The sequence below is a fragment of the Sphingomonas sp. 8AM genome (assembly GCF_902506455.1).
In the GTDB taxonomy this organism is placed as follows: Bacteria; Pseudomonadota; Alphaproteobacteria; order Sphingomonadales; family Sphingomonadaceae; genus Sphingomonas.
In genome coordinates, this window is the sequence record NZ_LR733844.1 from 826,407 (window position 1) to 838,998 (window position 12,592).

7 protein-coding genes are annotated in these 12,592 nt (G+C 65.3%); 6 read left to right on the forward strand and 1 reads right to left on the reverse strand.

Going from position 1 to position 12,592, the window contains the following annotated elements; all coding sequences use genetic code 11:
- Window positions 1-6 precede the first annotated feature (6 nt).
- Window positions 7-741 (reverse strand): Crp/Fnr family transcriptional regulator, encoded by a 735-nt coding sequence (locus BACI71_RS04170; protein ID WP_159755412.1) that lies wholly within the window; start codon window positions 739-741, stop codon window positions 7-9.
- 218 nt (window positions 742-959) lie between these two features.
- On the opposite strand from BACI71_RS04170, the gene BACI71_RS04175 reads away from it, so the two are divergent.
- The 6 genes from BACI71_RS04175 (at window position 960) to BACI71_RS04200 (ending at window position 12,524) form a co-directional block, all read left to right on the forward strand.
- Window positions 960-2,996 carry a 3-hydroxyacyl-CoA dehydrogenase NAD-binding domain-containing protein gene (locus BACI71_RS04175; RefSeq protein ID WP_159755415.1) on the forward strand — a complete coding sequence of 679 codons (2,037 nt, stop codon included), beginning with the start codon at window positions 960-962 and terminating at the stop codon, window positions 2,994-2,996.
- Window positions 2,993-4,171 (forward strand): acyl-CoA dehydrogenase family protein, encoded by a 1,179-nt coding sequence (locus tag BACI71_RS04180; protein WP_159755418.1) that lies wholly within the window; start codon window positions 2,993-2,995, stop codon window positions 4,169-4,171. Before BACI71_RS04175 ends, BACI71_RS04180 begins: the two co-directional genes overlap by 4 nt.
- A 326-nt stretch (window positions 4,172-4,497) precedes the next feature.
- Window positions 4,498-5,625, forward strand: coding sequence for an acyl-CoA dehydrogenase family protein (locus BACI71_RS04185; RefSeq protein WP_159755421.1), 1,128 nt, complete (start codon window positions 4,498-4,500; stop codon window positions 5,623-5,625).
- Window positions 5,622-6,521, forward strand: a complete 900-nt coding sequence (locus BACI71_RS04190; RefSeq protein ID WP_159755424.1) for an acyl-CoA thioesterase — start codon at window positions 5,622-5,624, stop codon at window positions 6,519-6,521. The genes BACI71_RS04185 and BACI71_RS04190 overlap by 4 nt, the downstream gene beginning before the upstream one ends.
- Window positions 6,522-7,297: 776 nt before the next feature.
- A complete protein-coding gene (locus tag BACI71_RS04195; RefSeq protein ID WP_159755427.1) occupies window positions 7,298-10,108 on the forward strand; it encodes an autotransporter domain-containing protein in 2,811 nt (936 codons plus the stop codon).
- A gap of 37 nt (window positions 10,109-10,145) precedes the next feature.
- Window positions 10,146-12,524, forward strand: a complete 2,379-nt coding sequence (locus tag BACI71_RS04200; protein ID WP_159755430.1) for a TonB-dependent receptor domain-containing protein — start codon at window positions 10,146-10,148, stop codon at window positions 12,522-12,524.
- Window positions 12,525-12,592: the final 68 nt, after the last annotated feature.

The window sequence follows — 12,592 nt, forward strand, 5'->3', positions numbered from 1 at the left end:
CACCGCTTACACGTCGCGGTTCCAGATGCCGGTCTCGAGATAGAGATAGTCGGGGTCGAACTCGCCGAGCCGCGCCAGACGATCGTGATCGGTGATCCGCACCACCCCGCGTGCAAACTCCGTTAGTCCGGCCTCGCGCAGCCGCCGCAGCATGCGATTGACGTGGACGCTGGTGAGCCCCAGCGCTTCGCCGAGGTCCTGCTGCGTCAGCGCGAGATCGAACGCGCCTCCATCGGCGGCACCGACCGCGCGCAGGCGATGGTAGGTCTCCAGCAGGAAATGCGCGAGTCGGCCGGCCGCATCGAGGCGCCCGATCCGGAAGATCCATTCACGGTGGAGGGCGGCGTCGAGGAGGGTGGAGCGCCACAAAAGACGGGTCAGGTGCGGGTGATCGACGAGGATCCTGTCGATTCGGGCGTGCGGTATGAGCGCGACCCGCGCCTCGGTCAGCGTCCCGACATCATGGTCGAGCCGGCGCAGCGGATAGCCGTGCAGGTCGACGAAATCACCGGCCAGCTGCAACGCCACCAACTGCCGGAAGCCGTCGCGCGCATCCATGTAGCGACACATCACTCCGTCGAGCAGCAGCGTGCTGTAGGTCACCGGCTCCCCACGGCGGGTGACGATGCTGCGCGCCGGCAGCCGCTCGACGCGCTCGACGGCGCTTTCGAGCACGTCTTTCTCGGCCTCGGTCAGTCCCGTGCGGCCCCGCCCGCGCAAAAAGTCCTTCGTCACCCGCATCGAACAGCCGGCCCCCGTCCATCTCGTTGTCGGGTGCAGGATTAGGCGGGGAAGCGGCACAGGGACAAGCCCGGGCGCGGCACGCCGTCCGGGACACCCGGTTTCCGGACGATCGTCGCCACGGTTCGCAGAAGAGCGATTGCGCTCCCCTCCAACAACACGATAGACCGCTCCCGATTCGAAATAACGGTATGCCGATCCGAGGAGAGCCAGCCGCCATGGCGTTGCACAATATCGAGCAGTCGGGGCCGATCCGCGTCGAGCGGGACGGCGACATCCTCCAAATTACCAGCGATTCGCCGCCCGTGAACGCGCTGGGTGCCGCAGTGCGCGACGGATTGGAGGCCGCGGTGAAGGCCGGTGTCGCGGATTCGAGCATCGCCGCGATCGTGCTCCGCTGCGACGGGCGGACCTTCTTCGCGGGCGCTGACATCAGCGAGTTCGGCAAGCCGCTGCAGGGCATTCCGCTGCCGACATTGGTCGACATGATCGAGGCGAGCCCCAAGCCGGTGATCGCCGCGATCCACGGCACCGCGCTGGGCGGCGGGTGCGAGGTGGCGCTCGGCTGCCACTATCGCGTCGCGGTGCCCTCGGCGAAGCTGGGGACGCCCGAGGTGAAGCTGGGGCTGCTGCCCGGCGCGGGCGGGACGCAGCGGTTGCCGCGGCTCGTCGGGGTCAAGGCGGCGCTGGAGATGATCGTCCTCGGCAATCCGGTGTCCGCAAAGGCGGCGGCGGACATGGGGCTGGTCGACAAGGTGGTGGGCGAGGACACGCTGGCCGCCGACGCGATCGCCTTTGCGCGCGAGGTGGCGGGCAAACGCCCGATCCCGCGCGTCCGCGACCGTGTCGTTGCCCCCGACCGGGCGGCTGTCGAGGCGTTCCGCACGACGCACGCGCGCAAGCTGCGCGGGTTCGATGCGCCCGAGGCCTGCATCACCTGTGTCGTTGCCGCCACCGAACAGCCGTTCGAGGACGGGCTGGCGGTCGAGCGCGAGCAGTTCATGGCGCTGATGAACGGCACGCAATCGGCGGCGCAGCGGCATCTGTTCTTCGCCGAGCGCAAGGCCGCGAAGATCGACGACATCGATCCCGCGACGCCGCTGCGCCCGATCAGGCGGGTCGGCGTGATCGGCGCCGGGACGATGGGCGGCGGGATCGCGATGAACTTCCTGTCGGCGGGCGTGCCGGTCACGATCGTCGAGATGCAGCAGGAAGCGCTCGATCGCGGCACGGGCGTGATGCGGCGCAATTACGAGGCGAGCGCCGCCAAGGGCCGGCTGCGCGCCGATGCGCCCGACAAGGCGATGGCGCTGCTCTCCCCTACCCTGTCGCTCGACGATCTCGGGGACTGCGACCTCATCATCGAGGCGGTCTATGAGGATATGGCGGTCAAGAAGGACATCTTCACGAAGCTCGACGCCCTCGCCAAGCCCGGCGCGATCCTCGCGAGCAACACCAGCTACCTCAACATCGACGAGATCGCCGCGGTTACCAAGCGCCCCGGTGACGTGCTGGGGATGCACTTCTTCTCGCCGGCCAATGTCATGAAATTGCTGGAGGTGGTGCGCGGCAGGCAGACCGCGCCCGACGTGCTGGCGACGGTGATGGCGCTCGCCAAGAAGATCCGCAAGGTCGCGGTGGTCGCGGGCGTCTGCGACGGGTTCATCGGCAACCGGATGCTGATGCCCCGGCAGGTCGAGGCCAACAAGCTGTTGATGGAAGGCGCGACGCCCGAGCAGATCGACCGCGTGCATGTCGCGTTCGGGATGCCGATGGGGCCGTTCCAGATGGCCGACCTCGCCGGGGTCGATATCGGCTGGCACCGCGATCCGACGCGGATCGAGAACATCCGCGACGCGCTCGCCGCCGAGGGGCGCTGGGGGCAGAAGAAGGGCGCGGGTTTCTACGATTATGACGAGAAGCGGAACCCGTCGCCCTCGCCGCGCGTGGCCGAGATCATCGATGATTTCCGTACCAGGGAGGGCACGACACCGCGCGCGATCAGCGACGAGGAGATCGTCGCGCGGACGCTGTACACGATGGTCAACGAAGGCGCGCTGATCCTCGAGGAAGGCATGGCGCAGCGTGCGTCCGACGTGGATGTCGTGTGGGTCTATGGCTATGGCTGGCCGGTCTATCGCGGCGGGCCGATGTTCTGGGCGCAGAGCGAAGGCGTTGAAAAGGTGGTCGCCGGGCTGGAACGCTATGGCTTTCCGGTCGCCAAGAGCCTCAAGACCGGGGAGGCGTTCAAGTGAGCGATCTCGACACGTTCCGCCTGGAAACGCGCGCATGGCTGGAAGAGAATTGTCCGCCCGAGATGCGCGCGCCGGTCGTGTCCGAGAAGGACGTGGTATGGGGCGGGCGCGACCAGTCGCGGCTGACCGCGCCGCAGAAGACGTGGCTCGACCGGATGGCGGCGCGCGGCTGGACGGTCCCCGACTGGCCGAAGGATTATGGCGGCGGCGGGCTGAGTGCCGCCGAGACGAAGGTGCTGCGCGAGGAGATGGCGCGGATCAAGGCGCGCAACCCGCTCAACAGCTTCGGCATCTCGATGCTCGGGCCAGCGCTGCTGAAATACGGGACCGAGGCGCAGAAGCTGGAGCATCTGACGAGAATCGCTCGCGGTGAGATCCGCTGGTGTCAGGGCTATTCGGAGCCCAATGCCGGGTCCGATCTCGCCAGCCTTGCGACCAGCGCCGAGGATGCCGGCGATCATTTCGTCGTCAACGGGCAGAAGGTGTGGACCAGCTATGCCGATCAGGCCGACTGGATCTTCTGTCTGGTGCGCACCGACAGGACGACCAAGCAGGGCGGGATCAGCTTCGTGCTGTTCGACATGGCCTCGCCGGGCGTATCGACCAAGCCGATCCTGCTCATCAGCGGCTATTCGCCGTTCTGCGAGACGTTCTTCGACGATGTGAAGGTGCCGAAGGTCAATCTGGTCGGCGAGCTCAACAAGGGCTGGGACGTCGCCAAGTATCTGCTTGGGCATGAGCGAGAGATGATTTCCGGCATGGGGCTGTCGGGGGGCGGCGACGCGCTGGTCGAGGGGGCGCTGGCGACGGTCGGCGTCGATGCCGAGGGGCGGCTGGCCGATCCGCTGCTGCGGGCGCAGATTGCGATGTACGAGGTGCGCGCTTTGGCGTTTGCGGCGCAGAGCGAGCGGTTCATCGACGAGTTAAAGGCGGGGGATGCGCACCCTGCGCAGCCGAGCATGATGAAATATTACGGAACCGAGCTGAACAAGGCGCGTCATGAGCTGGCAATGGCGGCGGGCGGGTCGGATGCGGTCGAGTGGGAGAGCGAGCGCTCGGGTGGCGGGCGCGCGGCACGGGCGTGGTTGCGGACCAAGGCGAACTCGATCGAGGGCGGGACGAGCGAGATCCAGCTCAACATCGTGGCCAAGCGAATTCTGGAATTGCCGGGGTGAGTTGTGCGCCGGCGCCCCTGCGGAGGCAGGGGCCTATGGCTGTGGCGTGGAAGTACTGCGGTGGCTGTGGGCGAGCGCGGTGCGTGTGTCAGATGGTCCGGCACACGACAGAGACATGGGCCCCTGCCTGCGCAGGGGCGACGATGGAGGTGGCGGGTCGATCATGATGGAGAGAGCTCGCCAATTTCCTTCGTCGCCCCGGACTTGATCCGGGGTCCCGCTTCCTCCTCGCGGTCGAGAAGAAGAAGCGGGGTCCCGGGTCGAGCCCGGGACGACGTACGTAATGAGGATCAAGCCCAGCCACATGGGCCTGAACGGAGGATGCGATGCCGCTTTTCCTGAACGACGAACAGACGATGCTGCGCGACACGGCGCGCGATTTCGTGGGCGAACATGCGCCGGTCGCGCATCTGCGGCGGCTGCGCGACAGTGACGACGCGACCGGGTTCGATCGCGCGTTGTGGAAGCAGTTTGCGGAGATGGGGTTTACCGGCATCCTGATCGGCGAGGACGCCGGCGGGCTCGGGCTCGGGCATGTCGAGGCGGGGGTGGTGCTGGAGGAGATCGGGCGGAACCTGTCGCCGTCGCCGTTCCTGACGACCGCGGTGGCGGCGGTGGCGGCACTGCAAGGCAGCGCGCAGGCGGAGCGCTGGTTTCCCGGCATCCTGTCGGGCGCGACGGTCGCGGCGCTGGCGATCGACGAGGGGCCAAAGCATCGTGATCGCGTCGCGATGCGCGCGGAGCGGGCGGGGAATGGCTTCCGGCTGAGCGGTGCCAAGCAGTTCGTCACCCACGGTCATGTCGCCGACCTGCTGATCGTCGCGGCGCGGACTGCCGGCAGCGACGACGATGCCGAGGGTGTGACCTTGTTCGCGGTGCCCGCCGACGCCGCCGGGCTGACCGCGACGCCCGAGCGGCTCGCCGACAGCAGCATCGCAGCACGACTGACCTTCGAGGGGGTCGCGGTCGACGGTGATGCGGTGATCGGCGAGGCCGATGCCGGGCGCGCGCCGCTCGACCGGCTGTTGCGGGCTGGACGGACGGGTGCATCGGCCGAGCTGCTCGGGGTTGGCGGCGGCGCGATGGACATGACGGTCGCGTACCTGAAGCAGCGCAAGCAGTTCGGCGCGCTGATCGGCAGCTTCCAGGCGCTCCAGCATCGCGCCGCGCATCTCTATGCCGAAATGGAGGTCGCGCGTGCCGCGGTGCTGAAGGCGCAACAACTGCTCGACGCGGGCGATCCCGCAGCGGATCAGGCGGTGTCGGTCGCCAAGGCGATGACGGGGCTTGCCACGACGCTGTCGGTGCAGGAAGGCGTGCAGATGCACGGCGGAATCGGCATGACCGACGAATATGACATCGGCTTCTTCATGAAGCGCGCGCGGGTGCTCGCCGAGCTGTTCGGCGACACGAGCTTCCACGCCGATCGCGTGGCGCGCGGGCGCGGCTATTGAGCGAGGCGCCCTCCCCCGCCGAACTGGTCGCCGATCTGGTCGATCTGCTCGACGTCGAGGAGATCGACACCGATCTGTATCGCGGGCGGCGCTCGACCGGCGGGGTCGGGCGCGTGTTCGGCGGGCAGGTGATCGCGCAGGCGTTGCAGGCGGCGCAGCGTTCGGCGGGGGAGACCGACAAGGTCGCGCATTCGCTCCACGCCTATTTCATGCGCGCAGGGTCGGAGGAGCATCCGATCATCTACCGCGTGGTGCGCGATTTCGAGGGGCGCAGCTTCGCGACGCGGCGCGTGATCGCGATGCAGCGCGGCACGCCGATCCTCAACATGGCGGCCTCGTTCCAGCGTGCCGAAGACGGGCTGTCGCATCAGGATGCGATGCCCGACGTGCCGCCGCCGGAAGCGTTGCAGGACGAGCAGGCGTTGCGCGCGGCGGTCGCGGACAAGATTCCGCCGCAGCTTCGCGAGCAATTGTTGCGGCCGCGCGCGATCGAATATCGGCCGGTGACGCCGCGGCACTGGACCGAGCCGACCCCGGCCCCGCCGGTGCATCATTACTGGTTCCGCGCGGTCGCGCCGGTCGGCGACGATCCCGCGATGCATCGCGCGGTGCTCGCTTATGCCAGCGACATGATGCTGCTGGGGACGTGCATGTTGCCGCATGGCGTGACGTGGATCACGCCGGGGATGCAGACCGCCAGCCTCGACCATGCGCTGTGGCTGCACGAGCCGGCGCGGACCGACGACTGGCTGCTCTATTCGATGGACAGCCCGTGGGCCGGACACGGCCGCGGCATGAACCGCGGGCGGATCTTCACCGCCGACGGACGGCTGGTGGCGAGCGTCGCGCAGGAAGGGCTGGTGCGGATGCGCGCGGAGGCTCAGCCCGACAGATAGCCGGCGCGTTCGGAAGCGCCCGGCGCGCAGGCGACAGGCAGACTGACGCCCCCGCACCATGTCGGTCCGAAGAACCGATCAACGGCGGACAATGCGACTCGGCAGCCGTCTTCGCCCGTTACGTCGTCTTGCTACAATGGCTGCTGGCTTGACGTACCAGGTCGCGCCCGCGCCGCGGTCCGGCGGGACGCCGCCCGCTCAAAGTGGGTCAGTAAAACGCCACTGATGGCGCCGACTGGCTGATAAACGGCATGGCTGATCGACATGCTGAGGCCGCACTGGCGGCTTGCTTCCTTTAAGGCCCGCGCACGGCAATCAGGCCGCCCTTCCCGATCGCGCCAGCTGCACGGCTGACCAAAGCAACGCCGACCGCACGTTGATCTCGGCATCGACTTACCGGCGATGCGGACCAATAGCTTGTTATCACAGGGATATCGCGAGTCACGCATTCGGCGTTTTTTCGAAGTGCATCGGCTGACCGCCAACCGGTTACCGTTGAAAGGCTACCGTTTACGCGTCGCGATTTGCTGGATTATCTCGTTAATTGCATGCCGATGGCTCGACAGGCATGCCGCCACAAGCTCCTCTCGAAAGCCGCAGAGGTACAAACCAGAAAACTATCGCAATTACAGCGGCATATCGACTGTAACCGAAATCTGGTTGCTTGATCTCAGCCTTCGTACCGGCTCAACCACCTGTGCATCTTATTAACCAACCCGTTGGACAGTGGCTAGTCATGCGCAACATCATGATCGTATATTGTATTAGCCGGTAAATTGAATAAAGTTGTTCCGGGTCATCGACCGAAGCGGGGTGTCGTCGCACCGGCCAGAGCGCCGGGTGACGTCTGCGGTCAGTCGGAAAGAAGGGGGGGAGAAATGATGAATTCTCGTCAGTTGAGAAATCCGATCAAGATCAGCCGCATCTTGTTGCAGAGTGGAACGGCGCTCGTCACCTGCCTGGGGGCGGGCCTCCCGGCCGCGGCGGCGCAATGCCTGCCGACCGACGCCACGACAACGACGTGCGGCGCTGAAGGCAATCCCTATCCGGCGGGCATCGTCCTCGCCGGGAGTGGCGAGCTACGCCTGGACCTGTCGGACGGGGTCGCGATCAACGCTGCCAGCGGCACGACGGGCGTCAACCTGTCGTCCACCGGCGCCGCGACACTGGCGCGCAACGGCACTTTCACGGTCAACACCGCCGGCGACGACGCAGCAGGCGTGGTGGTGACATCCGGTAGCGACGCCACCGTCGCGGCGGGGACGCTGACGACCGATGGCCGGGATGCGCCGGGGTTGCGGGTGACGTCGGGAGGCCGCGCCACGATCGCGGTCGATTCGATCGAGACATCGGGTGATCGCTCGAACGGCATCTTCGTCGATGCGGCCGGCGGCGTTTCGCTCACCGCGGACAGCGTCAGGACCAAAGGCAATGGCGCGGCCGGGATCGTCGCCCGTGCAGAAGGCGCGATCAGCATCGATGCCAAGCAGATCAGGATCGACGGGGTGGAGCTCGTCGAGAAGGAGGGCGATGAGGACATCACGATCGCCGGCGACGCAATAAACGCGGAGACGTCCAGCGACATCAACGTGAAGGTCGGCTCGGCGGCCGTGAGCCAGAATGCCGACGAAGCGTATAATGGCGGCGTGATCGCCACCAGCACGGGTGGCGGCATCACCCTCAATGTCACCGGCATCGTCGAGAACGGCGTCGTAAAGGGCGGCATATCGACGCTCGACAAATCGGCCATCGACCTGACGGCGTCGCCGCTCGCCGACGGTGCCACTGCGTCCGCCGACGGGGATCCGGCCCGCGCGGGTCATGTGTCAGTGGTCATCGACAAGGGCGCCACCGTCGAGACCGGATGGGAAGTTGCGATCCGATTGACCTCGGAGAAGGGCTCGTCGCTGACGAACAACGGCAGCATCGTGCGGACCAGCTGGCCTGCCGACCGCGCGATTGAAATCGCCGGCGGCGCGGCGACGATCGTCAACAATGGCACCATCTCCGGCGCCATCCAGCTGACCGATGACGCGGACACCGTCACCAACAACGGAACGATCACGACCAACGGACGGATCGACTTCGGCGGCAACATCCTTCCCGACCAAAGCACCGGCAAAGATACGCTCATCAACACCGGAACGCTGACCGTTCCGACCGGCTTCGATTTCCCGCACACCGCGACTTTCGCCGGAGTGGAGATATTCCGCAATTCGGGTCTGATCGACTTGCGCAACGGACTCGCCGGTGACGTCATGCAATTCGGCGCCACAGCGGTCGACAATCTTCCGGCGGGGACCGCCCAGCCGCTGGGCCAGTATATCGCATCCGGCAACGCAAAGATCGGCCTGGATCTCGAGTTCGCGGAACGAAGCGGCAGATCCGACATCGTGCGGTTCGCAAACAGTGACGCCGGATCGGCGCTGGCGGCGACGGGTACGACAAAGGTCGCTTTCTCCATCACCGCCAAGAGTCTCGCCCCGGTGTTTCTCACCGGCCTTCCCGTGATCTATGCGCCGTCCAGCAGCCCGGGAAACTTTGTCCTTGAGACGCCGATGGAAATGGGCGGACTGCAATATCAGCTGCTCTACGACAATCGCCAATCAGCATGGGCACTCTATGCTGCGCCGGACGCGACCACGCTGCGGCAAATCAAGATTCCCGCCAATGCTCAGGCGCTTGCGCTTCGTTCCAGCGATACGATCGCGACGCATCTACGCGACCGTCGCGATCAACGCTGGGCCGATGCCGAGCCGAAGGGCGGAGTCTGGCTGCAGGCGATCGGAGACAGCACGACACGGCGCGAAAATTATGCCGCCACGGTCAACCGTATTGCGGTGTCGGGCATCGATCTTTCACAGCGTCAGTCGACGTACGGCCTGCAGGGCGGGATAGACACCGCCGGGCCAGAGGTCGACGAATCCGGCGTGATCCTCGGCGCAACAGCCGGCTATCTCGCCTCGACTGCAAAGTTCCGGACGAGCGGCGACAAGATCAAGGTCGACGGGATCACCCTGGGCGGCTACGCCAACTTCCTCGGCGGACCGGTCTTCATCAACGTCGGGGCGAACTACATCCATCATTCGATTGATGACAGGATCAGTTCCACCGTCAGCGCCGGTCGACTGCGGGGTGACAGCTATAGCGTGCGGCTTGACGCCGGCCTTCGGCTTGGCAGCGAGACCTTCTTTGTCGAACCGTCGGCGTCGATCGGTTATTCGTTGACCTCGGTCAATCGCGTTTCGGTCAGCTTCGGTGACCTCGAGTTCGACGCGCTCGTCAGCAATCAGGGAAGCGCCGGCCTGCGCATCGGCGGTCGCCATCCGATCGGGTCGCACGAACTGGTCTATTACGCCGGTGGCGACGTGGTGCACGAGTTCGCCGGGGGCGACCAGGTGCGCCTCGCCTCGGGCTCCGTCGAGGCAACGATCCCGACGCTGCGGGCGGGAAGCTACGGGCGCGGGACGATCGGTCTGAACCTCGGCGGTGGCACGCGCTTCAGCAGCTTCGTCGAGGCGAATGGCATTTTCGGCAAGGGCTTCAACGGCGGCGGTGGCCGGGTCGGCCTTCGCCTCGGCTTCTAAGCGCCGGCACAAAAGCAATCTGACATCTGGGGGGAATATGAACAGGATTCGGCTGAAGACCGGAGCGGCGGCGATCGCAATTGCGATGGCATTTCCTGCAACGACGGCGATCGCGCAATCGGGGGCGACGTCCGCCGCCAGTCCCGAGCCGACCGCCGCCGCGCCGTCCGCAAAGAAGAAGACCGCTGCCGAGCGGCGCAAGGAACGCCGGCAACAACGGGCCGCGGCGGCTCGCGCAACCGCACCGGCAGCCTCGCAGACGGCGGCCGCCGGCGACGATGACATCGTCGTTACGGGGACCCGCATTGTCAGCAATTATGGCAAGACGGGTTCGCCGGTCCAGACGATCGAGCGCGATGAATTGCAGCGCCGCGGGCTGGCGCAACTCGAAGATGCCCTGAACTCTCTTCCCGCGGTGCAACCGAATCTGGGCAACCAGACGCGCAACACGAACAACGATGCCGCATCGTTCGGACGAAGTGCGATCAACCTGCGGAATCTCGGCGCCGGTCGAACGCTGGTGCTCGTCAATGGGCAACGCGCCAAGAACGACACCAACAACATTCCCGCCGCCATGATCGAACGCGTCGAGGTGCTGACCGGCGGTGCGTCGGCGGTGTACGGCTCGGACGCAGTCGGCGGCGTCATCAACTATATCCTGAAGCGCAACTTCACCGGCATCACGATCGACGGCGAGGGCAGCTTCTTCCAGCATTCCAATGACAATGCCGAGATGCGCCAGTATCTTTCCGATCAGCGCTACAAGCTCCCTCCCCGCAATTTCATTGGCGGGCCGCAGGGTTATATCAACGCTGCCGGCGGGGTGAACCTGTTTGGCGGACGAGCCAATCTAAGCGGCAACCTCGGCTATCGGGCCGTATCGGATCTGGCCTCCAACAAATTCGATACGACAGCTTGCCCGCTGACCGACAGCCAATCGGATGCCGCGCCGCCCAATTCGTTCAACGACCATTCGCAGCGTTTCTGCAGCGCTCAGCAGAGCAAAAATCCATTCAATAAGTATGGTGTTCAGGGCAATCAGGAGCTCGGCGTCGACGGAGGAACCTACAGCAACGCTTATGATGGATCGAAGCGCTTTCGCCAGTATAACGACGACGACAAGATACTGAGCCAGCCTGACGATTACGTCTATCGCCGGAACCAACGCCTGGACTGGGGACTTAACGGCCGCTTCCGGGTCGATGAGGCGAGCAATACGGACATCGTCGCGACCTTCTCCAATGCCCGCTTCTCGACGACCAGTTTGATGCATTTCATGAGTGACGTCGGGGCAGGCAATATCAGCATCAATTGCGACAATCCGTTTCTCAGTGCTGGACAGGCGAAAATCATCTGCGGCACGAAGGCCGGCGATCCCAACACCTTCAACAATCTCGAAGCTCAATATTCGCCGCCCGATGCGCAGCAGCGGTTTGGTTATCGGTTCGTCGAGAGCCGGGCGACGCTCCAGGCGCGCGGAAAGCTGACGAACGACATCCGGTACGAGGCGAATATCATCCGCTTCGATCATCGCGATCATTCCAATTTCGCGACACTCCCGTCGGACCGCCGACTGCGCAACGCCTTGCGGGCCCGGACGATCAACGGGCAGGTCGTTTGCCTGCCCCCCCAGTTCGACGCCGCTTCGCCCAATGCCGCGCAATATGAACGCAACAAGCAGGACGATGCCGCCTGCCAGCCGGCCGACATTTTCAGCACCGCCGGCCCGAGCTCGGCAGCGCGGGAATATCTGACGCAAAATCCGGGTGTCGACAACCGTCGGTCTTTGGAGACGATCGTCAACGGCACGGTGTCGGGAACCCTGGGCGCCTATGGCATTCATTCGCCTTTCGCCAGGGATCCGATCGGCTTCTCGGTCAATGTAGAAAGCCGCCGGCAGGAATATTCGCAGGTCGGGGCCGGGTCCCTTTATACGCCGTTTCTCTCGACGTTGTTCCGGGAAACGGATCTCTCGGGTGAGCTCGCGATCCCGCTGGTCCAGGACAAGCCCCTCATCAAGTATCTGCAGGTCAGCGGTGCGTACCGCCGCATGTTCTTCCCGGGGCAGAAGGGCGGCGACACGTACCGGCTGGGCGCGAGTTATCGCGTCGACGATACGTTTTCTTTCCGCGGAAGCTACAGCACATCGTACCGCGTCGATGTCTTCAGTACCTTCTCGCCTCCGACGATCGACTTCGACGTCAATCCGCGATTGCTTGATCTCTGCTCGCCCCCCGGGGGGCAGAAGCCTGTCGTGCAGCGACTTACTGCCGCGCAATGCCAGCGCTTCGGTGTAACTGCGCAGCAATATGCCGCATTGAGCAACCGAAAAGATTGCAACGACGAAGGCAAGTGCCCTGGCAATATCCTGACTGGCGGCAACCGGAATCTGCGCCCCGAGCAGGGTAGATCATGACGTGCTCCCCTGAAACTCCGCCAGTTTGAGCTAGAGTCCGCCTTCGTGAGGAGACGGATGTGAAGAAG